At 44.7% G+C, this 22,565-nt stretch carries 17 protein-coding genes; 8 read left to right on the forward strand and 9 right to left on the reverse strand.

Annotation, left to right across the window (positions count from 1 at the left end):
* Positions 1 to 150: 150 nt before the first annotated feature.
* The 3 genes from E5S67_RS09005 to E5S67_RS09015 form a co-directional block, all read right to left on the reverse strand.
* Complete coding sequence (locus E5S67_RS09005; RefSeq protein ID WP_172186704.1) at positions 151 to 357, reverse strand: hypothetical protein; 207 nt, start codon at positions 355 to 357, stop codon at positions 151 to 153.
* A 43-nt stretch (positions 358 to 400) separates the two neighbouring features.
* A complete protein-coding gene (locus E5S67_RS09010) occupies positions 401 to 5,746 on the reverse strand; it encodes a trifunctional serine/threonine-protein kinase/ATP-binding protein/sensor histidine kinase (protein WP_172186705.1) in 5,346 nt (1,781 codons plus the stop codon).
* A 681-nt stretch (positions 5,747 to 6,427) separates the two neighbouring features.
* Complete coding sequence (locus E5S67_RS09015; protein ID WP_172186706.1) at positions 6,428 to 11,296, reverse strand: CHAT domain-containing protein; 4,869 nt, start codon at positions 11,294 to 11,296, stop codon at positions 6,428 to 6,430.
* A 148-nt stretch (positions 11,297 to 11,444) separates the two neighbouring features.
* Between E5S67_RS09015 and E5S67_RS32335 the strand changes: the two genes are divergently transcribed.
* Positions 11,445 to 11,582 (forward strand): hypothetical protein, encoded by a 138-nt coding sequence (locus E5S67_RS32335; protein WP_216670306.1) that lies wholly within the window; start codon positions 11,445 to 11,447, stop codon positions 11,580 to 11,582.
* Positions 11,583 to 11,738: 156 nt separating this feature from the next.
* Positions 11,739 to 11,933 carry a hypothetical protein gene (locus E5S67_RS09020; RefSeq protein WP_172186707.1) on the forward strand — a complete coding sequence of 65 codons (195 nt, stop codon included), beginning with the start codon at positions 11,739 to 11,741 and terminating at the stop codon, positions 11,931 to 11,933.
* Between the two features lie 100 nt (positions 11,934 to 12,033).
* Here the strand turns inward: E5S67_RS09020 and E5S67_RS09025 are convergent, their stop codons facing one another.
* Complete coding sequence (locus tag E5S67_RS09025; RefSeq protein ID WP_172186708.1) at positions 12,034 to 12,312, reverse strand: hypothetical protein; 279 nt, start codon at positions 12,310 to 12,312, stop codon at positions 12,034 to 12,036.
* A gap of 220 nt (positions 12,313 to 12,532) precedes the next feature.
* On the opposite strand from E5S67_RS09025, the gene E5S67_RS09030 reads away from it, so the two are divergent.
* The 4 genes from E5S67_RS09030 (at position 12,533) to E5S67_RS09045 (ending at position 15,747) form a co-directional block, all read left to right on the forward strand.
* Positions 12,533 to 14,107, forward strand: coding sequence for a NupC/NupG family nucleoside CNT transporter (locus tag E5S67_RS09030; protein ID WP_172186709.1), 1,575 nt, complete (start codon positions 12,533 to 12,535; stop codon positions 14,105 to 14,107).
* Positions 14,108 to 14,366: 259 nt separating this feature from the next.
* On the forward strand, positions 14,367 to 14,972 hold the full coding sequence (locus E5S67_RS09035) for a DUF3318 domain-containing protein (protein WP_172186710.1): 606 nt from the start codon (positions 14,367 to 14,369) through the stop codon (positions 14,970 to 14,972).
* 47 nt (positions 14,973 to 15,019) lie between these two features.
* Positions 15,020 to 15,292: a hypothetical protein gene (locus E5S67_RS09040; RefSeq protein ID WP_172186711.1), complete on the forward strand. Its 273-nt coding sequence runs from the start codon at positions 15,020 to 15,022 to the stop codon at positions 15,290 to 15,292.
* A 2-nt stretch (positions 15,293 to 15,294) separates the two neighbouring features.
* Complete coding sequence (locus E5S67_RS09045; RefSeq protein ID WP_172186712.1) at positions 15,295 to 15,747, forward strand: HNH endonuclease; 453 nt, start codon at positions 15,295 to 15,297, stop codon at positions 15,745 to 15,747.
* 146 nt (positions 15,748 to 15,893) lie between these two features.
* Here the strand turns inward: E5S67_RS09045 and E5S67_RS09050 are convergent, their stop codons facing one another.
* Positions 15,894 to 17,675 carry a glycosyltransferase family 39 protein gene (locus E5S67_RS09050; protein ID WP_172186713.1) on the reverse strand — a complete coding sequence of 594 codons (1,782 nt, stop codon included), beginning with the start codon at positions 17,673 to 17,675 and terminating at the stop codon, positions 15,894 to 15,896.
* A 92-nt stretch (positions 17,676 to 17,767) separates the two neighbouring features.
* Positions 17,768 to 18,985 carry a glycosyltransferase gene (locus tag E5S67_RS09055; protein ID WP_172186714.1) on the reverse strand — a complete coding sequence of 406 codons (1,218 nt, stop codon included), beginning with the start codon at positions 18,983 to 18,985 and terminating at the stop codon, positions 17,768 to 17,770.
* Positions 18,986 to 19,124: 139 nt separating this feature from the next.
* Here E5S67_RS09055 and cofH point away from each other — a divergent pair, with 139 nt between their 5' ends.
* Positions 19,125 to 20,270 (forward strand): 7,8-didemethyl-8-hydroxy-5-deazariboflavin synthase subunit CofH, encoded by a 1,146-nt coding sequence (gene cofH, locus E5S67_RS09060; RefSeq protein ID WP_172186715.1) that lies wholly within the window; start codon positions 19,125 to 19,127, stop codon positions 20,268 to 20,270.
* A gap of 44 nt (positions 20,271 to 20,314) precedes the next feature.
* Here cofH and E5S67_RS09065 read toward each other — a convergent pair whose 3' ends face one another.
* Together E5S67_RS09065 and E5S67_RS09070 are read right to left on the reverse strand one after the other, a co-directional pair.
* Positions 20,315 to 20,977: a Uma2 family endonuclease gene (locus E5S67_RS09065; RefSeq protein WP_172186716.1), complete on the reverse strand. Its 663-nt coding sequence runs from the start codon at positions 20,975 to 20,977 to the stop codon at positions 20,315 to 20,317.
* Positions 20,978 to 21,143: 166 nt separating this feature from the next.
* On the reverse strand, positions 21,144 to 21,407 hold the full coding sequence (locus tag E5S67_RS09070) for a hypothetical protein (RefSeq protein WP_172186722.1): 264 nt from the start codon (positions 21,405 to 21,407) through the stop codon (positions 21,144 to 21,146).
* A 215-nt stretch (positions 21,408 to 21,622) separates the two neighbouring features.
* Here E5S67_RS09070 and E5S67_RS09075 point away from each other — a divergent pair, with 215 nt between their 5' ends.
* Entirely contained in the window at positions 21,623 to 21,865 is a 243-nt protein-coding gene (locus E5S67_RS09075) for a helix-turn-helix domain-containing protein (RefSeq protein WP_006633060.1), read from the forward strand.
* A gap of 131 nt (positions 21,866 to 21,996) precedes the next feature.
* Here the strand turns inward: E5S67_RS09075 and E5S67_RS09080 are convergent, their stop codons facing one another.
* Positions 21,997 to 22,467: a hypothetical protein gene (locus E5S67_RS09080; RefSeq protein ID WP_172186717.1), complete on the reverse strand. Its 471-nt coding sequence runs from the start codon at positions 22,465 to 22,467 to the stop codon at positions 21,997 to 21,999.
* Between the last annotated feature and the right edge of the window lie 98 nt (positions 22,468 to 22,565).

A 22,565-nucleotide genomic window follows, 5' to 3' on the forward strand; every position in this document is an offset into this window, starting at 1 on the left:
ATTAATACACAAGTTTTTGAGGAAGTGTCAATTTATAAGTAGATGTATGCTCTGATACCTAATTTTACTCTGCACTTTCAGAAAAACTTAAGATTTACTAAAAAAAAAATTCTTAACATTTCTTAAAAAGAATACAAATAAAGATTCATTTTAGGAGGGCGATCGCAGCATCCTCCAAAACCAGGCAGAACAGAGTGAAGGGCGATCGCCCTTGGTCTTCAGAGGAGATTTGTACGGCTTGTTATAGTTACTAGATCGATCGTCAGATATGCCTATACCCGCATCTGAGTTAAATCCTTCAACCAATAGCATTTTTTGAGAGGATTCTTTAGTTGAAAAACCGTAAATATTGTCCATTGCTGCTTACCTATGTTTAATACTGATGTTTAGATTTAGGAAACTACGGTTTTGAATCGATTTGGACGGGTAGCTTAATAATAAATTTTGTGCCTACTCCGACCTCACTTTTACATTCTATTTCACCCAGAAGTTTTTGGGTAACTAAATTGTAGACAATATGCAATCCCAACCCGCTACCACCCTGACCGCGTTTGGTAGTAAAGAAGGGCTCGAAAATTTTACTCAAATTTTCTGGGGGAATTCCTTGACCATCATCGGAATATTCAAATCTAAGCCGATCGCCCTCTTGCTGCCAATCAAAAGCCAGCTTTCCAGTAACGCCCGGTTCGTAAGCGTGAATCAGAGAGTTCATCAGCAAATTTGTGACAACTTGTGATAATGCACCTGGATAAGAATCTAGGGCAATTTTGGTGTCTCCCTTAATTTCGATCGAATGTTTGCTATTTCTCAATTTGGGTTTTAATTGGATTAAAATTTCATCGAGATAATCTCTTACCAAGAAAGTTCGTCGTTCTTCGCTCGATCGATCGACTGCCACTTCTTTAAAGCTCTGAATCAATGCCGCAGCCTGATTTAGATTAGTTAAAAGGGCGTTACTGCTTTGGGTGGCTATATCCAAAAATTCTTCTAGCTCGGAGCGCTTCATTTTGCCACTGTTATAAGTAGAAGCAAATTCTGTGGTGTGTTCTGCCAAAGCTGAGGCAACGGTGACACCAACGCCGATGGGAGTATTAATTTCGTGGGCTACCCCAGCAACTAATCCTCCCAGCGAGGCCATTTTTTCAGATTCCACTAGCTTACTTTGAGTCGCTTTTAAAGCATCCAGCGTGTTGGATAATTCGTGGGTGCGATCGCTCACTAATTGCTCTAAGTTTTGATTGAACTCCTGCAAGTTATTGTAGAGTTGGGCATTTTCAATGGAAATGGCTATTTGGGCCGATAACAATTTTAACAGTTCTAGTCTATCTGTAGTAAAAGCTCCTTCTGTCAAGTTATTTTCTAGGTAAAGAATGCCTGTCAGTTTGCCTTGGTGCAGCAGAGGAGTGCAGAGAATCGATTTCGGTTGAGTGGCTGCAATATAAGGATCGCGGGTAAATTGTCCCTCTTGGGTGGCGTTATTTAATACCACGTTTTCCTGGGTGCGGATGACGTAGTGGGCGATCGCACTTGCCAGTTTTGGCGTTTCCTCAGAAGCTGCTTCTACATTCAGGGGAAGCGATCGCAGCACGCTAACTTCATCCTCCTTCACCGAACCTTCTGCCTCGATCGCCCAGTTTCCCGCTTTTTCTAAAATTAAAAAGCCTTTTTGGGCGCCTGCATTTTCGATCGCAATCTTCATCAACCTTTCCAGCAACTTACTCAAAACTATTTCACCTGAAATTGCTTGAGAAGCTTTCATTACTGTGGCTAAATCTAGTGTATCTCCTAAATTAGTGCTAGTGGTAGTAGGCTGAGTTGTTTGGGTAACTGTTGTTTTAGTAATGGTTTTGGCTGATGTTCTAGCTAGTAATTGGGGGTATTTTTCCTCTAAATCCTCTACTTTGCGTTTAGCACCCCAAAGCTGGTAGCCATAGTGAGCTTTTTGGATATAAAGTTGGGCAAAATCTTCTTTGCCTTTAGCTAACCAGAATTTAGCCGCTAGTTCGTTCGCCAAAGCTTCGTTTTGGATATAGTCGTTTTCTCTAGCCGAAGCGATCGCTTTGTCGTATAAATCAAAGGCTTCTAAATCTTTCCCAGCTACCCGCGCTATTTCTGCTTCAACGAGCAGATACTTATGTAAATAGTTCTCCGGACAATTATCCGCCCAAATTTTCATTTTTTCTTGATTTATTGCCAGCTTTGAATAATACTCTGCTTTTTCTATAGGGCTGGCTTGAAGAATAACATTCAATAGAATCAAAGAATGGTAAAAATAATGTTCTGATTCGTTAGCGAGTCCGATTGTAAAGGGGAGCATTTCTTCAGTTAATTTAGCTGCGTTCAACCCTTCAGCATAGTTTCCATACAGGAAAAAAAGTTGAGCTTTCAATGTCCTGTACAATGCTATGCCGGGGGAAAACTGACTTTCCTGCCCCATTTGCATACAGCCATCTTCATTAAAGCGATCGCTGCTCAAGGAGAATTTATCTGCTGTCAAACCTTGTAGATTAAAGACAAAATGCTGGCACATCATTTGTGCCTCTACAAAGACTTGATTTTTGATCTTTAGTAAATATTCGGTATATTTATAAGATTCTTCCAGAACGCTCGTTAATTCTTCTCCCATTAAAATTTTTTGCAAAATAGAATTGTACGCAATATAGCAAGCATAAATATCCCCTGTTTCAATCCCGGCTTGATAACCTTTTCTAAAAATAGATACATTCGTTTGCAAATGGCTGCGCCAGTGACCGATTAACCCAGCAAATAAATTAGAAACTTTACAGATTAACTTAAAATTATTAAGTTTTTCATTCAACTCTATCGCTAATTTACCAAACTGATAACCCGCTTCATAATCCCCTAATCTCGATCCAGCTAAAACTCCCCAGAACGCATAGCCATGAGGAGATACATTAGAATTGCCATATTGGATGGAGAGATTCACCATCTTCAATGTAGTCAAAGCGAGTAAGTCTTGGTCAGTAAAATAAGCAGGCCCAGTCATATTCATCAATATCTGCATACAAGCCATAATTTCTAGGTCTTGCATTGCAGAAGCATCAATTAAATCTGCTATTTTAATTGTTTGGAGGTGGGTGCGATAGGTCTGTAACTCTAATTCTAATTGCGCTAACAGTTCGTCATTATTGTTAGGCCAGTTTAACCCTAAATCTTTTAAGGCTTCTGAACCTACTTTAAGGTTCGCTATATATTTGCCAGTATTATCATAAAATACTAAGCGCATATTTTGAATCGCTGCTTTATCTAAATTAGATTTAGCTTTAGTTAACAGTAGATCGAAAAGTTCTTCGGCTTTTTCAAAATTGCTACAAAGATATTCGCACTCTGCCTGTTCTTGGTATAACTCAAAAATTAACCGATAATCTTGCTCCCAAATATTTTCTGGCAATATTTCGATCGCCGCAGTCAGATATTTTAAAGCGGGTTCATAAGCTGCCGAAGCCTTAGCTTTTTTACCAGCGATTAAATTCAACTTTGCAAGTTCATAAATTGATTTAGAACTGGTTAGGAGTTCTGCAGCTCTATTCAAATGGTTAATAATATCAAAGATTTTCTCTTCTAATTCTTTCTCGGCAGTATCCTTGAGAACTAATTGACCTATTTTTAAATGAGTTTCCTTTTTTTCCTCTTCGGGAATGAGGGCATAAGCCGCTTGTTGCACTCTGTCATGAAGAAATTTAAAGGAAAGAATTACTAAGCGAGCTTCTATTATTTCTTCGGGTGTAGTTTCCCATTCAGAAATAGGCAATACTAATCCTTCCTGAATCGCAGGTAAAAGGTCGTAATAAGTTACGGTTGCTGTTGTTTCTTGAATGATAGAAAGAGTATGTAAATTAAATGTATTACCGACACAAGCAGCTAACTGCAAAACCTTTTGGGTTGCGGGAGAAAGTTTTCTTAACTTGCGAATCATTAACTCCACAACATTATCAGTAATTCCGATGGCCTCAATTTGATCGATGTCCCATTGCCATTGGGCGTGACTGCCTTGAGAGGGAGGAATAAACTTCAGTAAGTTTTCTTGAAACAGGGTTATGAAAAATTGATTGACAAAGAAGGGATTGCCAGAAGTTTTTTTGATGGCTAATTCTGCTAACTGCCCTACTGCCTTAGTATGTAGCGTATCGGCAATTAGGTTGCTAATGTGTTCCAGGGCTAAAGGAGTTAGAGTAATGTTATTAATAATCGCACTTTTAGTCCGAAGCAAATCCAGCGTTATAATTAATGGATGATTGGTATTTACTTCGTTATCCCGATACGCGCCGATTAAAAATAAATATTTTGTTCCTTCATCCGCCATCATTATTTCCAGCAATTTCAGAGTAGCGGAGTCAGCCCATTGCAAATCGTCCAAAAAGATGACTAAAGGATGCTCAACTGAGCAAAACACGCGGATAAATTTTTGAAATATTAAATTAAAGCGGTTTTGTGCTTCGCTAGCACCTAATTCTTGGACTGGTGGTTGTTTGCCAACAATGAGTTCTACGTCGGGAATGACATCTATAATGATTTGACCGTTATCACCAAACGCCGCTAAAAGTTTTTCTTTCCAAGTGGTGAGTTGCGTTTCGCTTTCAGTTAATAGTTGCTTGACTAAGGACCCAAAAGCTTTGACAACAGCCGCATAAGGAACATTTCGTTGAAATTGGTCGAATTTCCCGGCAATAAAATAACCGCTTGCCTTAGTAATCGGTTTATAAATTTCTTGCACTAAGGCTGATTTACCAATGCCTGAGTAACCAGACACTAACATAATTTCTGTTGTGCCATTGCTGACGCGCCCGAAGGCTGCTAATAAGGTTTCAATTTCGCGTTCTCTACCATAGAGTTTTTGGGGGATTTGAAACTTATCTGCAATATCTTTTTGGGCGATCGCAAAATCTGCAATACTTCCCTGAGTTTGTAATTGTTGCAGGCATTCTTCAAAATCTGCGATAATTCCCCAAGCACTTTGGTATCTGGCTTCAGCAGTTTTTGCTAACAGTTTCATTACAATATCAGAAACCGCTTTAGGAATTTCTGGATTGATTTCCTGGGGCGCTACTGCTTGTTTAGCAATATGACAGTGGACTAATTCCATTGCATCGCTGTAATCGCAGGGCAGTTGCCCCGTTAGCAGTTCGTAAAAAGTGACTCCTAACGAGTAAAAATCCGTGCGGTAGTCGATCGCTCGGTTCATTCTACCTGTTTGTTCCGGCGATATATAGCTCAGAGTGCCTTCTAAAACATTAGGATTTTTTAGGGTAGGATTCTCACGCGATAAGACAGTAGAGATGCCAAAATCTATGATTTGGACTAGCCCTGTTGTCGAGTTAATAATAATATTGCTGGGGTTAATATCTTTATGAATAATGTTATGTTGATGGATTTGGGCTAAAGCTCTGGTTATTTTGATAGCTGTTAACAAAAACTCTTCTAAGGTAAGTTTTTGAGAAGCCAACCCCTGCTTTAATGATTGTCCACCACAATCCTCGAAAATAATAGCTAAACTGTTCTGATATCTTTCTAAGCTGTAGGTTTTAGGCACACTTTCTAGGTTAAGATTGCGTGTAATTTCGTATTCCTGCTTGTATCTGACTAACGAAGCTGGCATCGGATAATCTTGCTTGAGGAATTTGAGAATGACTGGTTGGTTGTCTTGCTTTCTCAGTCCTCGGTAAACTAAAGAATTGTTACTCTCATGAATTTGGTTGGTAATCTCGTAGCCGGCTAAGTTAATCATCCTTGCAGCCTCTTTTAATAATTAATACACATTTTTTTTAGCAATTATCACTTTCTAAGTAGATGTACCCTCTAATATAAAGACTAGCCTGCACTTTAAGCAAAATTAGAATTTTTAACTAAAAATTATTATTTTTTACATTTCTTCAAAAAAGTACAAATAAATATTTAGGTTAGGAGTCAGATCGCTCCACAGTTTCTTCCAACAGCAGGTAAGACAGAGTGAATTGCGATCGCCGTTAGTCTTCATAGGAGATTTGGGCGTTGCATAATTAGAGTATTAATAAGTGGAATCACCATGCAATGAAAGCGAGTGCAAATCAACCCATAGCCGTAGAAAAGGTAATAAAAAAGGAAAACATAACTACATTTGTGTTAAATGCGATCGTCAATCGATCGCTGATGATGAGTCCCAAGTCGGTGAGCTCGATGAATTACAGACTTATGTGAAAAAACACAGACAAAATCTCGCTGTGGATAGCCGTTGACCACTTTGGGTCAGGAGTTTTAGGATGGGTATTAGGCGATCGTAGTTTCGAGACATTTGATAGTATTTCCGGTTGCATCGGAAACGATATAAGTCCTAAATACATTACCTAAAATTTCAGGATGTTCCCATTCCTGCATTATTCATACCTTGATTCAGCAATGTCTCTTTTTCCTTCTTCCTTCAACATCCCCATTACCAAGGATTGCCAATCATTGTGAAGGCGGCCCAATAATAAGGATGCGAAAGCACTCGATCGCCCCGCGACGCAATTTCCGGAGGCAAAGTTAGACTAATAGAAAGCCCCTCGACTCGCAGCATCCCGTCTTGAATCCGCACGCGCCCCTGCAACATCTCCAATTGCGCGCGCCGCAAAGCCTCGGCTTTAATCATCAAATTGCCCTCACCTCTCGGCATCCGCAACTGGCGGTAAAACCCAGTCATCAGCCCCAAAGTCCCCTCATCGCTGACTTCCCACAAACTCGCCAAAGCGGATCTAGCACCGCTAGCTACCGCCAAACCCGCAAAGCCTAACTCCGCCTCTGTGTCGCCCAAAGCGGTACTGCACGCGCTTAAAACTAACAGATTCACCGGCGGTTCATTCCATCGCAACTGCCGCATTTGATCGATGCGCAATTTAGTATCCCACAACTGAATGTAAGAATTTTTCGGTTCCCCAGGCTGGAATTCGCTGTGAGTTGCTAAGTGAATGATTCCAAAAGGCCGATTTGCCCGCTGAGCTTGCAAATTCGCGAGAGTAAAATCTTGATTCAAAAATGATTTTCCCCGATCGGGCGGCGCGATCGACTCTAACTCCACCGGTACCGCTGGTAATGGCGCTTTATCTTCAAATACCGACGCCCCCATTGCCAAAATTTCATCATCCGCAATATTGTCGTAGCGAATATCTGTCAAACTCAGACTCGGCATCACGCTAAGACTGTATTTCTCAACTAAAAATTGTTTGCCATCATGAAGAGCAGCAAAGGGCACACTCCGCAAACCTGCTGCCGGAATTACAATTAAATTGTCAATATTTAAAGCTGCCAATTCTGCGGTCATTGGCGCAATTAACCAGCGATAAAGTTTTTGAGCAGAATCCAAATAACTAATGCTGCTTCTTCTTCTGGGATTAGTTATTTCCGTTTGCAGGGCGTCAGCCAATTGCAACACCTGCCACCGCGTTGTCGCCGGAACTAAAACGCGCATCGGTTGAGCGTTAGCTGTTACTAACACTAATTCTAAATGCTCCCCGTTAGGAACATCGGAAACTTCTTTGCCCTCCGGCGACAACCTCTCCCCCAACTTATCTTCTAAGGGGTGAGGGGGCCCGGAGGTGAGGTTTTTTCTCACAGGCAATAGATTAGATAAATCCTGACTTGCCACCAGTACCGAACCATTTTCTTTGGCAGCGGCTGCTGCCGAGGCACTGACCCAATTAAGATAAATAATGGCAGATTTTACCCCAGTAATTTGTTCATTTTTACGAAGAGTTTCGTAAATTACCGACATATTACTAATCGGCGTTCTTGCCGGCAAGTCGAGATATTTTTCGTACTCGCGACTAAAGGTTTGCTCAAATGCTAAAATTCCCGAGCCGAGCGAATCGAATCTGCGATATGGAACGAAAATATTCTGGGTATTTGGGGAATTTCTGTGTCGATTTGACGATCGCAATTCTACTTGCAAAGACGCAGGAAGTGAGAGCGCAGGAGCCGGAGTTACGGTCACTAGAGGCTGTTCGGGAATTGGTTCGGGAATTGGTTCGGGAATTGGTTCGGGAATTGGTTCGGGAATTGGTTCGGGAATTGGTGCAGGAGCAGAGGGCGCGCCCGGTGTAATTAGGGAAATCTGATTTGGTAAACTTCCCTGGGTGTAAGTTTGCCCAAAAGCAAGACTGGGCAAAATGGCGTTTCCCGCGCCAGCATTAATGCTTCCCGTGGTTCCATTGTCGATCGCGCCGCCAACTACAAAAGGTCGACCGATACCGCCTCCGTGGCTAATTTCGATCGCGCCCGCCCCCGCACCTCCGGCAGTAGAAATACTGGAAATATTGCCCGATATATCGTTGAAAACACTGTTCGAGCGAAACAAACCGAGGGTTGTAACATCAACGCTGCCGCCAGTGCCGCCAGTGCCACCTTGAGCGTTGACAAAACCCAACTGAATGTTACCAGTCGCGCTCAGGGAAACGCCCCCGCCGTTGCCGTTTGAAGTGCTGCTGGAATTGATATCGAGAGCCGAAATGCTCGCTTTCGAGGTGACAGCAATATTTCCGCCGATCGCCCCCGAAGCGTTCAAAGCTCCCGCAGTTAAAGAGCCGGCATTGGTTTGGAGAGCGATCGCGCCTCCTGTTCCCGACACTGACGACGAGTCGATCGCACCTGCAGCAATCGCATTTCCCTCAACCCGAATGCTCCCACCGTTCGAGGTAATATTGCCAGTCCGAACCTTGCGACTTGCTTGCAGGTTCACGCTGCCGCCATCCGTCCTTAAATTACCCTCTAAGAGAACATTCCCTGCCTTGATATTGGCTCCCAAAGCGGCCCTGCTGTCCCCCCCGAAGGTAGCGGAATCTCGGGCGTTAACGCTCAAAATGCGCGCTGCAATTGTGGAAGCCGCCGTCACGCTAGCAGCGTCAGCCGAGAGCCAGCCCAACCTCTGAGTTTGACCGACTCTGCCGCCAAAAGAAATGTTCTCGCCAGCGCGCAGCGTCAAATTATTAGCCCGGCCCGGCGTGCTGTCGAGGGTATTGGCAAAAGCGATATTGCCGGTAGTGGCGGCTAGGGCGGCGCTGCGATTGACTGTGACGGCACTGTTGAAAGTCATGTCGCCAGATGTCGCAATATTGCCCGAAACCTCGGTACTGCCGGCGTTGACACTCAAACTAGCCAGCGGTGCAGCTTGACCGACTGTACCGCGGAACAGCACTCGCTGAGCGTCGAGTCTCAGGGCGCGATCTCCGTCTAGGCTACCGGAGAACAGAATGTTGCCCCTAGCTTCCGCGCTCAAAGCCACGTCAGCATTGAGGGAGGCGTTTCCTGTAAAAGTGAGATCGCCGCCGGATGTCGCAATGTTGGCGTTGAGATCGGTTTGGGGCGCGTCGAGTGTCAAGCTAGCGCTGCCGCTTGCGCTCAGGGGATTGTCGATCGCGATTGAGCTGCCTTGAAGTGTTAGCGGGCTGTTGAAGGTAATGGGTGCGACGATCGCGATCGACTCGCTGCTACCGTTTTCGCGCCCGATCGCGATCGAACCAAAATCCCCTGCCAAAGCGCCGAGATCCGTTGCCGTCAAGTCCAAAATGCCCAAAATATCGCCGGTGCCACCGATCCGAATTGCTCGGCTGTCGTTGGGCTGCAAGCGAATTGTTCCCCCCGCACTGCTAACGGAATTGCTGCCGCCTCTCAAGTCAATGCCGTTAGCAGTGAGAGCGATATTGCCGCTGTTGGCATTAAGTCCGCCAACAGAGAGGCTGCTGGCGAAAATGTTGATGTTGCCACCTTGAGTCTCGATTGAGTCCTTGGGGTCATTGACAACAAACACTCCGCCCGATCTAAATGTTACTGTGTCTCCCGTTCTCGCTTGCAGGGAAAGTTTGTTATCGGGCAAGTTTTGGATGGTGATGTAGCCGGGGGTATCTATAACCACGTTGCTGCCGGCCGTCATCTGTTCCAACTGCACTTCTGGGATGTATGTTTCATTGGGTGCTGGTGCCGGTTGGAGTTCCCCGCCAGTCGATCGCGCGTTGCTGTCGCCGTTACCGCTGACGATTGTAATATTTGCCGGATCGAGCCACAAATTGCCGATCGCACCGTTAGTCGCGCGGGTATCGACCTCTCCTTGGAAAGTTAAAGCATTTTTGCCGGAAACTTCTACTCTGCCACCGTTACCTGCGGCAGTGCCCCCGCGAGCAGTAATATTGCCCAAGAAGCGAGTTATATTGTCTGACCAAATTACCGCAGTGCCGCCATTGCCGCGGTCGATCGCGTTTGCTGCGATCGTAGAATCAGGACTAACATAAGTTACCTGGGCATTTGGCACTGGTTCCATCCCCCGCCAACCGCCTCCGACGCGCACAGTACCTCCGCCGTCCGTCCCGGAAGCATCAATATTTGCACCGAACAGTCCGACTTTTTCGCCTAAAATATTGACTGTGCCGCCAGCATTCCCTGAAGGGGCGAAGACATTGACAGAACCCGAGACGATCGCACTTCCCCCATTTATCGGCACTGTTTGGCCGCCAGTCAGTACCAATTGACCTTGTTCGTTAGTCGTTAAACCTGTGGCTGATGCTACGCCGGGGCCCGTCAGCAACTGAGGCAAAGCTTGTGGGGCGATCGCAGATGTTTCGGACTGCAAAGACGGAGTAATTTCTAAACTCAATAAATTGCCGAGTTGACCGATCCGGACTGCATTTTTTCCCGGAACAGCGGCCACAGTAATTTGACCGCTGGGAGCGGATAATTGTCCTGTATTAATAACGGTGCCACCGAGCAAAGTTAAACTTTGCCCGCTGCCAACTGCCAAGTTTCCCGCATTGACAATTGCACCGACTTGTGAGTTATTAAAATTAAATTGATTGGGATTTCCCAGTAAAGCTTTGTAATCATTACTTCCGGTGGCATTAAACCAGCGGTCGCCGAAACCAATACCAGTAGCAGTTGTCGCGAAAAAAGACCCCGGCACGTTTAATCTAGCATTTTGACCGAAGACAATTCCCGCCGGATTCATTAAGAATAAATTCGAGTTGCCGCCGCTGACAGAAATCAGACCGTTAATGACGGAAGCATCGCTGCCGGAAATCCGCCCTAAAATATTTTGAATATTGGGATTAGTTAGAAAATTAGCAATTTGACCTTCGCTGAGATTAAATTGGCTGAAGCTGTGAAAAAGATTGGTCCCGTTTCCTGACAGTTGTCCGCCACTAATATCTGTGCGGTTTTGCTCGGAGTTAACAACAGTATTAGTGCCGTCATTTGCCGGAACGACAGGTTGCGATCGAACTGCTAGCGGTAGCAGCCAAAAACCTAATGTCAAAATTATAGCCGAAGGAAAATAGGTCATTGGAGGAAGCCATTAGTCATTAGTCATTAATCATTAGTCATTAATCATTAGTCATTAGTCATTAGCCGGAAAGAAGAGGGAAGTCAGAAAAGCCAATTCCCGATTACCAATTTAAATCTATTGTAGTTTGGATTTTTTTTGAGCTGTAATGTTCCGCCGAAGTGCAAATAAACTTAAAAAGGTCGATCGAACACTGCCACCGCCGGGGGTCGATCGACCTTGCAGGCATATGGCATCAGTCGATCGCACTCCAAAACCACCCCTGACCAGAATGTGGGAAATATAATGCAGATTTTATATTTATCTGCCGCCCGTGTCTTGACAAAATCCGCTCAGAGTCGTATGATTTCAGCACTGATTGAGTGGGACGGCAAAAACCCACAAAATAACTGGCTCCTCTAATGAAGTTAAAACAAAATATTGATGCTTTTAGAGACCAACCATGCAAACTCCAACTTACTCATTTCTAACTGAACAAATAGTAGAGCAGATATTTTCGTCAGGCGAACTGACTCGGAATGACAGACAGCGAATTCAGTCAATGCTCTTAAATGAGTCGATCGGCGAAAATGAATTGAGATTAATAGAAAGAGTCATGGAAGGCGTAGTTAAGGGAATGCTTGACGTGCTGAATTAGTTAAGAACTGGCGATCGCCTATCTAAATGTAGGGTGCAGCGCACCTTACCCTCATTTTAAATAAAATCGCAAATCGCAAGTCGCAAATTCTATCACCGTTCTAAAAATCATCATCCGGCGCCTCATCCGAGATCTCATCGCGACGCACAAGTTCAGAAGGAGGTCTATCATTACTCCAAGCCCACCACACGTCCCCGCACTGGCAGCGGTAAAATTCTTGCCACTTGCGACGGTTGAACTCGGTGTATACTGGCGATCGGCGATTAATCCAGACCTCAGCCGCATCAGTGCAGCTAGCACCGCACTTGGGACAGCAAAACTCATTAGCGTGAACCGCCGTCGCAGTCCATTCAGGAGGATGTGGAGCAAAAGCTTCCATGTGTGAGAGTTTCTATCTAAACTGCTGGTAATTACGGCAAATCAAGGCTTGCTAAAGATCCGCAGACTTCGGAATGACCTAAGCAATGACATAAGTACGCTGTTGAGTGCGTAATTTATCTGCCCGTTATTTTTTTTAGCATTTGCCGTCAGATGAATAGTATAACTGATGTGGTGCAAACCGTCGATCGGCATTCTCAAATATTTCAAGGACTAGGCTTATGTCAATCTACAATCTTATCTCGTTTCTGGGTATTTTTGGCTTGTGTGCGATCGCCTGGATTTTTTCAGAAAACCGACAGTCCAAGTATATACCTTGGCGCGTCATCACCTGGGGCATTGGACTGCAATTAGTCTTAGGATTTTTAGTATTCCTGTTCCCCCCAACTCGCATCGCTTTAGAGTGGTTTACTGGCTTACTGGATGGAGTGTTCACCGCTGCTGACGCGGGAGCGAGATTTGTATTCGGGAGCAATGTTGTACCCATACCTGGTAAAGATCCAGCAATTAATTTAGGATATATTTTTGCCTTTCGAGCTTTACCGACAGTCATCTTTTTTTCGGGCCTCATGGCCTTGCTATACAACATCGGCGTGATTCAAATTATCACCGAACTTTTTGCCAAAATCTTTTATACGACAATGCGGTTGAGCGGCGCGGAAGCCCTCAGTGGCGCTGCTAATATTTTCGTAGGAATTGAAGCGGCAATTGTCGTCAAGCCTTATTTGCCAAAAATGACTCGTTCCGAACTTTGTGCAATCCTCTCTTGCTGTTTTGGGACGGCGGCTTCTTCAACTTTAGCAATTTATGTCAGTTTTCTCAAGCCTGTTTTTCCCAATATTTTAGGGCATTTAGTTTCAGCTTCAATTATCGCCATCCCCGCTTGTTTTGTCATCTCCAAAATCTTAGTACCGGAAACAGGCGTGCCCCTGACAATGGGCGGCATTCCCAAGGAAGAACCGAAGCCTAAAGGCCGCGAGTTTGTGGGCGAAGAAATTTCCGAAATGGAGGGCGAAGAATTCAAACAAGAGACTGTTGGGGGAGAACCCATCGAACGAGTCAGCCCTTTGGATGCGGCAATTGTTGGTGCATTGGACGGTGTAAAAATGGCAGTGGCGATCGCCGCTGTTTTGATTTTAATCTTAGGCTTAGTTTCCTTAATCAATCAATTCTTTGGTTGGCTGGCCATTTTGCCCGGCCCAATTGGTGGCTTTTTTAAAGTTGTCACCTTAGCCAACATTATGGGAGTATTATTTTATCCTTTGACGCTATTAACAGGAGTTCCATTAGACGACTCTTGGCAAGCGTCAGTAATTATCGGTCGCAGGCTGTTAGAAACAGCGATTCCGCCCTATCAAAGTTTAGCAGAAGCGGGCGCAAAAGGACTGGTGAGCGCTCGTACAGTTTTAATTGTCAGTTACGCGCTTTCCGGCTTTGCCCACTTAGCCTCCGTCGGCATATTTGTCGGCGGCACGATCGCCCTAATTCCATCCCGCCGCAAAGACATTTCCGAACTCGGTTGGAAAGCATTATTTGTCGGCACATTAGCTACAATGATGATCGCTTGCATCGCCGGCACCTTCGACACCGGAGACGCCAGCATTTTAGGCGCTAAAACAGCCCCTGCTGCCCCGCTAACGGCCCCTGAATCTCCAAAATCATCGGCATCCCCAACCGGGAATTCAAAGCCGTCAATTGCCCCAGCAATTGCCAGTCCGAAGCCTTCGGCTAATACCGAAAAAGTGGCTCCCAGAGCTCAAGAATCTCCTTCTTCCGCATCCAAGAAAAACCCTTAATATCTTCTATTGACTTCTCGGGGCTGGTTTGACAAACAATATTTAACTACCGTCAAAAATCTCCAGAAACCCGCCCCCACACAACCAATAACCTACATCAACTTTGATTTCGATCGCATCAGACCTTGGGTGGGGGCGGGCTTACGAAATTGTAGGTTTTAGGCAATTATTGTCGGTAAAACCAGCCCCTACGAGGCAGTAACCGATATTATTGTTTTTTATCCAGATGTAATTACCAATTATCAATTACTCTAAATTTATGAATCCCGAACCAGAAATTCGCCGCCTGTTAGATGTGATGCCCGCTTCCGGCCGCATGACGTGTAAAATTATTAATAAGCCACAACAATCAACGGTAATTGACTGCGATTTTCCTTTGCCTTGGAATAGCGCTCGGCCAATTTATATTAATTTTGATTTGTGGAGGCTGCTATCTAAGCCGCAGCGGGATTTACTGCTATTGCGGAATGTGAGTTTTGTGTGCAATGTTAAGTGGTTTAAACCGGATATTTATCAAGGTGCGGCTCTGGCGGGGATTGTCGGGACTGTTGTAGAATTGTTGCAGGGAGATGCGATCGGCACTGCGATCGCGGGCGGTTTGACGGGACTTGCCATGACTCGAATTTGGCGCGACAACCGCAGTTCCCAAGTAGAGTTAGATGCAGACGAAGGGGCGATTAGAGTAGCGGGAAGGCGCGGTTACAACGAAGCGGAAGCGGCCGGACATTTGCTTGGGGCGATCGAGGCTGTGGCGCAAATTGAAGGGCGCAGTTTGGATTTTAATGAGTTGATTCGGTGTCAGAATTTAAAGGCAATATCGGGTATTTCGGCGGTGGGCGTGCCCGATAGTGTCAGGCAAGATTGAAAAAAACCTAGATATAATCAAGACGGAAACCCATAAAATCCACAACTATGCTAATCCTGCCAAAACTGGAAAACCTGCACAATACTCTACCTATAGAAGGAGCTGTCCGAATTGAATTAGTGGAAGGCATACCCATTTTTAGAGCCTCCACCGCTGTCAAAAATCGAATCCAAGAACTGTTGGATAAACAACAAACTTTGCCCCTAAATCCTGAGGAAGAACAAGAACTCAATCTTTACGAAGAAATTGACGATTACCTCAGTTTTGTCAATCGGACTGTCCGCAATCTTTTCTTGGGTCAGATTCAGCCTACTGTGTAGAAATGTCCGCTCGCCGTCAAATCTCTGAAAATATCCAAAATCAAGTTCGTCAGAGAGCAAACTGTCTGTGCGAATATTGTCATGCCTCCGAACAATGGCAGTACGTAGAGTTTACTATCGAGCACATCATTCCCTTAACTAAAAGTGGGACTAACGATATTGACAATTTGGCACTAGCTTGCTTTCACTGCAACCGCAAGAAATCTGATAAAACTAGAGCGATAGATGCTCAGTCAGACGTAGAAGTACCGTTGTTTGACCCCAGACAAGATAGTTGGAGCGAACATTTTATTTGGTCTGCCGATGGATTATCAATAATTGGTTTGACTCCAATGGGACGAGCTACAGTTACAGCATTAGTCTTAAATCGAGAGAGAGTAATTAATATTCGGGCCGCTGACAAAGCTATAAAACGACATCCACCTGCCGGCGATTTAATTCAGTCAGAAAGTTGAGTATACTGACAATTACTCAAAGTTTGAGCGGCTACCTCTGCCACAAAATTTGTACTGCAATGAAAGATCGATTCCTGCGGAAAGCTGCCCTAATGCAATTATTTTAATCGAAAGTGCGATCGCCCGATCCATCCCCTAAGACTTACCTATGACTTAGAACAATGATAAACTTGATATTCATACCCATCCACCGCAGGCAACTCGCGCGATTCAACCTGGCATTTTTGTGCTTCTAGATTCACAGGTGCGCGAAAATTAACCAGCCACAAATCTAGCGGGCGTTCTAATTGACTGAGTGTTTTATAAAGTGTCCCTGCCGCTATTTCTGGTGCATCCCTTCTCTGATTAGCCAAAAGAAACAGCGGAGAATCAAAGGCTTTAACTTCTTCTTTCTTCCTAACATCCGTTACATCCGCTACAAAATCCGTTGCCGAACTTCTTTCCCATTCCCACCCTATCCCCATCAACTCTCCTATTTCTACATGAGTCTTTTGAGTAGTAGCAATTAACACGGGAACTTTCGAGACTTCGCGGATAATCGGAATTAAAATATCTGGTTTGTAATATTTGCGATAGCCGAGATTGGAATTTACTGTCACACCGCTAAAAAAACCCATTGCTAAAATTAGTAGAACTGCTTTTTTGCCAGCAATTTCCACAGCAGGTAAATTAAACCATTTACTTTTTACTGTAGGTGTGTTAAAAATAACTGCCAAGGTTGCTCCTAACAGTAATATCGCCCCCGGAAAGTAGACAAAATTGTATCGAGCGCCGCGAGTTAGGTCAATTCCGAGAATATATGCAAAGCTGAAAAATAGGAAAATTGCTCCTAGCACAAATCCGCCGAAAATAACAGTACCTAAACGAGTATTAGTTGTTTTTAAGGAAGTTTTAAGAGCGCCTCTCAGCAGAGGAAGCGCCCAGATCAAAAATATTGCCATTGCGATCGCCGATGCAACTACTACTGCCAAATTTGGCGATTCCACCGGCAGCAGAGACATGACAGTGATCCATCCAGCTAAAGCTTGAAAAATCGGCCCGATCCAATCTATAAATGTGCGATCGCCGCTGACAATCCAATTAGTTAGTTCGCTGCCGTACTTGTTTGACAAAAATACCGGCAACCAAACTAAACCGCCAGCTAAAGTACCTATCGCTACTGCGAAAAACCGCCAGATGATTTTAAATTGCCAAATATTGGGCTGGTGGCTGTTGGAAATTGGCAACTTTTCATTAAACTGGTGCCAGATTACAGCAATTAATGCTATTGCTTCGGCACACAAAGTCAGTGTAAAAAAGTAATGAACGGCAATTCCCAGACAGTTAATGACTACCCAAATCAACAACACCCAAACAGGCATAGGAGCGCCATTTTGCAGTTTTTTGACAGCTAATGTCAAGCAAAAAAGAGAGGCAATAACTAATAAAATTCCTAAAGTGTAATGTCGAGCTTCTTGAGCGAGATAAATGCCGTAGGGAGAAACTGCCATCATTGCGGCCGCACATTGACCGACTAAACGAGAATTAAAAGCAAACTTGCCCAAAAAGTAAATAGCGGGAACTGAAATCACGCCCAATAATGCAGGAAGAGCTCGCCCAATCCAAACTAAACTATCCTCGGAAGGCCCAAACAACCGCATCCACCAGTGGGCGAGCATAAAATACACTGGTGGATGGTTGCTTTCTAGCAGCAAATTGCGGAGTACGTCGGCGGTGTCAGCATCGGGGCGCAATTGTAGCGGTTGTAATAATGTAGAAAGATCGATCGCGCGATCGATCGGCACACCGCGAAAACTGTTGCCCAAACTAAACACTAGAGTCGAAAACTCATCCGTCCACAGCGGTTTAGAGTCCAAATTGGCAAAGCGCAAAATAAAGGCGATCGCCGTCCACATAAATAGCAACAACAGTTGTTTTTTATTAATCATTAATTCAGTTATCTAAAGGCAGTTTGCAGTTGGCAGTTTGCAGCGATGAGTTGTCAGTTCCAATAACAACTAACAACTCACCAAACTCCCAACTATTTTTGAACGTCCGTCACCCGCCAACTCAGCTTCATATTGATCCAGAAATTCCACAGAGTCACAGTTGCGATCGCAATTAACTTAGCCAAATATTCGTTTACCTTAAAAACATTAAACAGCACATTCACCAGCAGCACATTCATCATCAAGCCGATCAAACAAATCGCATTAAATTTCAACAGCCGTTTCAAGCCCTGGCGCTTTCCAGGCTGCCGCTTAGAAATATCGCGAAAAGTCCACAAATCGTTCCACAAAAAATTATTGATAATTGCCACTTCAGCAGAAAAGATTGCACTGCGAGTCAGCCCCAAACCGAGGACAGTCCGCAGCAGGTAAAAAACTCCCATATCCACAAACACGCCGCTGAAACCAACCGCGCCAAACCGCAGGAATCGGCCCACCGGCCAGCGGGCAAAGCGCAATCTGAGCAAGTGCCGCAAATACTCAATATACTGTTTCCAAGTAACTTTGCTCTCGCCTTCTTGCCGCTCCTGAAACACGTAACCAACTTCTCCAATCCAGCGGATTTCCCCCCTAGCGAGCACTTCAATCAATATTTTGTAACCGGCAGGATTCATGATTTTGCCGGCTATGCAACTGCGACGTATCATAAAATACCCGCTCATCGGATCGGAAACTCGGCCCACGACTCCCGGCAGGATCAGCAATCCCAAAGTCTGAGCGCCCCGCGATAAAAATCGCCTGACAATGCTCCAGTCGCTCACCCCGCCCTCGCCAACGTGACGGCTCGCAGCGGCCAAATCGGCTCCCCGCTGAATTTCTGCTAAAAGCTGCAACAGCGTCTCCGGGGGATGCTGCAAGTCGGCATCGATGACGCCCAAAACCTCGCCCCGAGCCGCCTGCCACCCGCGAATTACGGCTGTGGAAAGTCCCCGCTCTTCTTCCCGGCGCATCACCCGCAATTGCGGATATTCCGGTGTCAGGGACAGGGCGACTTCCCAGGTGCGATCGGGGCTGTCGTCATCGACTACAATTAATTCATAGTCGCCGGGAATGATGCCATCGAGCAATTGAGTCAATTGTTCCACAATACTCTTGATATTCTTGCACTCGTTGTAGGTGGGAATGACGAGGGACAAATAAATTCCCGGTGTGCGCGCGGGTGTAAAAGTTGAACCGAAAGTCTGTAAAGCAGGAATTTGCAAAGGCCCAGACGGCACTGGCAAGACCTGATTTTCTTGGTAGATGCCCATAATTTCAGTTCCCAGAAAGTCAAGGATGGTTTGATATTACTTGAGATTTTAAAATATCGTTCCTCTATAATTGATTGTTAAAATATAAAAATGTCTTTATTCTAGTCAGTAATTATGTAGTTGAGTGTAAAAGAAAACTGTGGATGCAATTCTCGATCGAGCTTTACAAGGTTATAACATCTCTTCTGCAGAGGCCTTGGTACTTTTGCAGCAAAGAGATCCCGATGCGCGAGCTTCTATTCAAACAACCGCTGACTTGCTCCGCCGCCAACAATCAGGGGATACTGTCACCTACGTTATCAATCGGAATATTAATTTTACTAACATTTGCGAGCAGCATTGCAGTTTCTGTGCATTCCGCCGCGACGAGGGAGATGAGGGCGCTTTTTGGTTAGATGCAGCTCAAATTCAGGAAAAGGCAACTGATGCAGTGCAGCGGGGTGCAACGGAAATTTGTATGCAGGGCGGCTTAAATCTTCAAGCTAAGCTGAACGGCGCATTTTTACCTTATTATCTGCAATTGGTGAAAACTATTAAAGATAAGTTTCCTCAGTTGCACTTGCACGCTTTTTCGCCGCAAGAAATAGAATTTATTGCCAGAGGAGATAATCTTAGTTTCAGCTATGTAATTTCGGCTTTGCAGGATGCGGGAGTGGGTTCGATGCCGGGAACGGCGGCGGAAGTTCTCGACGATTCTGTGCGACGGGTGATTTGCCCGGAAAAACTAAATTCGACAACTTGGCTGGAAATTGTGGGAACTGCTCACCGTCTGGGTTTGCCGACAACGAGTACGATGCTTTGCGGGCATATTGAGACGGCCCAACAGCAGGTTTTGCATTTAGAAAAAGTGCGATCGCTCCAACAAACTGCGATCGACCAAAACTATCCAGCACGCATCACAGAATTTATTTTACTACCATTTGTCGGACAGGAAGCACCGGCTCCTTTGCGGAGTCGAGTCGGCCGCGACCAACCAATTTTAGCAGATACATTGTTACTCACCGCTGTATCGAGAATCTTCTTGGGAAATTTGATTTCCAATCACCAGCCGAGTTGGGTTAAATTAGGTTTAGATGGAGCTACAGAAGCGCTGAAATGGGGCTGCAACGACATCGGCGGTACATTGATGGAAGAACACATTACAACAATGGCCGGTGCGGTTGGCGGCAGTTGTCAATCTGTCGAAGATTTGCAAAATGCAATTAGTTCTTTGGGGCGGAGTTATCAGCAAAGAGATACAATTTATCGACCTTTAGGGGTTGACAATTTTGCAGTAAGTGTGTGATTTTTTGGACGCGAAGTGCGAAGCGCGTAACGCATCCTAGGAGTTTAGCCGTTAGCGAAGCCCTCGGAGAGAATCGCACTTTCAAATTCTTCTAGCGCTTGCAAATTTCCCACCTGCCAAGCACGTTCCACTGTAGCCGGAATCATCTGGGCGATCGCGATTTCTGGAAAATTCGGACTAATATCCGATTCTACATACTCTCCATCTTGCAGCAAATAAATGCGAAGTCTGCCGCTGTCATAAACCCATACTTCTGGAACTCCAATAATTTTATAGGCATCGATCTTAGTTTTAGAAGTAACATCCGTCTCAATTGCTAAATCGGGCGGCGGATCGTCCGGTAAAAGTCGGCGGCGGCCGATCATCTGTTGATAATTTAGAATGTAAAAGCAAGCATCAGGTTCAACTCCTGCTGCACCTTCCCGTTTGAAAGTAGTAGAACCAAAAGGTTGGTATCTTCGGCCCGCCGACTTGAGTAAAATTTTGACAATATCAGAGATTAAATCTCTGGGAATTTCGTGTTCGGGTAAGGGAACCATAATTTCTAAGGTACTGTTGCTGTAGGCAATTCTAGTTCTTCGCTTTTCTCCTAATTCCTGCAAAATTGACTCGAATTCCAGCCAATTTATATTGGGAATAGTTACGACACTACCGGGAGAAAGCGTTATTTGGCTAACAGGTTTTAGGACGGGGGTGATAACAATCATAAGCTGAATTGCGAGCTAGTTGTTAAGTTTGTGCCAAGGGCAGGCAGGATGCCTACCCGACAAGAGTTTTTGGATATATCTGTTGAGTTTAGCACGGGCAACGAGAAGAGATTCGCGATCGCACTTTTGACTCAATTCTAGAAACATCGATCGCACATTTATGACTTCATTGCAGCCGGATTAATTTGACTAAAAGACTCATGATTTCTCCCTGATCGGGTGTAATAATGATGCGGTTGTCGGGAATGGCGATCGGATGAGTCCAACGAACAGCTTCTTCGTAGCGCAATGCGTGCAGTTGGTGGATAGTTCGGCGTACCCCCAGCGGCGAACCGATGATGACGTGACGGACTGCTTCGCGATCGCCCTCAAAGGTTTGGTTGGTTAAAACATTGGGCGATGTTTGGTTCGATGATGAATCTTGCAACATAGCTTTGACTAATAATTTTGGATAGGTTTGATGCTTTGTAACGGTAAAACCGCGTACAATAACAAGTTGAAGAAAAGACAGCAATTCCCCTACAGCACAAGTGGCTTAGCTGGTGCTGTCTAATCTCTCTTGCTATAAGCGTAAATTAAATAACGGTATACGTCAACGTATTTAATAAAACCGTGCATTATTTAACATAAAGTAACAAATAGCCTATGGAAATCTCAGAAAGAGCCGAGCGATCGCCCCTAATGCGACTGAGAGTTCAGCGGTTTATGACTCAAAAGCAGCTAGCAGAAGCACTTGGAGTCACGGAAGCGACGGTAAGGAATTGGGAATCGGGGCGATCTGTACCGAAGCTAACGCCTGTTCAATACAAGAAGTTGCTAGAGATTCTGCAAATTACCTCTGCTGAATTACCAGACCAATTTGGTTTTCCTAGTGATGCTGATGGATAGAATTCATATCATTTTTGTTATTGCCATTCATCGTTTCAACTTAACCAGAAATATCGCTTAACCCGAAATACCGCCAGGGGTTTAAACCCCTGGCGGACAGCGGGTATAACGTGTTTGATTTTGATAACTTATCACCTACTTTGAATCTCTACAAACTTCTGAAAGAGGGGTACTTGAAAACGATAACCTTCTTCAGTCACCTCCAGCACTTCTTTATCCACAAGTCTCTGCCATAAGCGACTTTCTGCTACCGCTAAAACTGGTTCATTGATTAATTTATGCAAAAACTCTCGTTCTGATTCCGTTAATTCTTGATAGCGTTCTCGAAATGCAGCCCCCCCTTGTTCCAAACTTTTGAGAATCGCAGCCTGCACGTCATCTGCTGTTAATTGCCTTTGTTTTTCCTGATTTAACCTGGTCTTTTCTCTGTTTATTTCATTCAGGCGATCGACAACTACGCGACACATCAGTTGTACATAATAAGGTTGACACCGCGTTAAGTAAATAATTTTATCAATCGCGGCTTCTGTATAAATGTCGGAAAAATTATCAATTGGATGCTGAATTAAATCCCGCGCCTCTGTTTCCTGCAAATACGTCATCCGTAAAGGGTGCATCTCACTTTGGCACATACATCAAATTGAAAGTTGACCGTTGAGATAAGCACAGCGAAGAGCAAGCATAGAGGAAACGTTCTCAA

It is taken from the genome of Microcoleus asticus IPMA8, from assembly GCF_013179805.1.
Lineage (GTDB): Bacteria > Cyanobacteriota > Cyanobacteriia > Cyanobacteriales > Microcoleaceae > Microcoleus > Microcoleus asticus.

What these genes read in the sequence shown, in the direction of transcription:
- E5S67_RS09050 (WP_172186713.1), bottom strand. Translation starts at nt 17,675, where the DNA reads ATGATTAATAAAAAACAACTGTTGTTGCTATTTATGTGGACGGCGATC.
- E5S67_RS09010 (WP_172186705.1), bottom strand. Translation starts at nt 5,746, where the DNA reads ATGATTAACTTAGCCGGCTACGAGATTACCAACCAAATTCATGAGAGT.
- E5S67_RS09020 (WP_172186707.1), top strand. Translation starts at nt 11,739, where the DNA reads ATGCAAACTCCAACTTACTCATTTCTAACTGAACAAATAGTAGAGCAG.
- E5S67_RS09005 (WP_172186704.1), bottom strand. Translation starts at nt 357, where the DNA reads ATGGACAATATTTACGGTTTTTCAACTAAAGAATCCTCTCAAAAAATG.
- E5S67_RS09055 (WP_172186714.1), bottom strand. Translation starts at nt 18,985, where the DNA reads ATGGGCATCTACCAAGAAAATCAGGTCTTGCCAGTGCCGTCTGGGCCT.
- E5S67_RS09080 (WP_172186717.1), bottom strand. Translation starts at nt 22,467, where the DNA reads ATGACGTATTTGCAGGAAACAGAGGCGCGGGATTTAATTCAGCATCCA.
- E5S67_RS09025 (WP_172186708.1), bottom strand. Translation starts at nt 12,312, where the DNA reads ATGGAAGCTTTTGCTCCACATCCTCCTGAATGGACTGCGACGGCGGTT.
- E5S67_RS09035 (WP_172186710.1), top strand. Translation starts at nt 14,367, where the DNA reads ATGAATCCCGAACCAGAAATTCGCCGCCTGTTAGATGTGATGCCCGCT.
- E5S67_RS32335 (WP_216670306.1), top strand. Translation starts at nt 11,445, where the DNA reads ATGTTCCGCCGAAGTGCAAATAAACTTAAAAAGGTCGATCGAACACTG.
- E5S67_RS09070 (WP_172186722.1), bottom strand. Translation starts at nt 21,407, where the DNA reads ATGTTGCAAGATTCATCATCGAACCAAACATCGCCCAATGTTTTAACC.
- E5S67_RS09040 (WP_172186711.1), top strand. Translation starts at nt 15,020, where the DNA reads ATGCTAATCCTGCCAAAACTGGAAAACCTGCACAATACTCTACCTATA.
- E5S67_RS09045 (WP_172186712.1), top strand. Translation starts at nt 15,295, where the DNA reads ATGTCCGCTCGCCGTCAAATCTCTGAAAATATCCAAAATCAAGTTCGT.
- E5S67_RS09065 (WP_172186716.1), bottom strand. Translation starts at nt 20,977, where the DNA reads ATGATTGTTATCACCCCCGTCCTAAAACCTGTTAGCCAAATAACGCTT.
- E5S67_RS09015 (WP_172186706.1), bottom strand. Translation starts at nt 11,296, where the DNA reads ATGACCTATTTTCCTTCGGCTATAATTTTGACATTAGGTTTTTGGCTG.
- E5S67_RS09075 (WP_006633060.1), top strand. Translation starts at nt 21,623, where the DNA reads ATGGAAATCTCAGAAAGAGCCGAGCGATCGCCCCTAATGCGACTGAGA.
- E5S67_RS09030 (WP_172186709.1), top strand. Translation starts at nt 12,533, where the DNA reads ATGTCAATCTACAATCTTATCTCGTTTCTGGGTATTTTTGGCTTGTGT.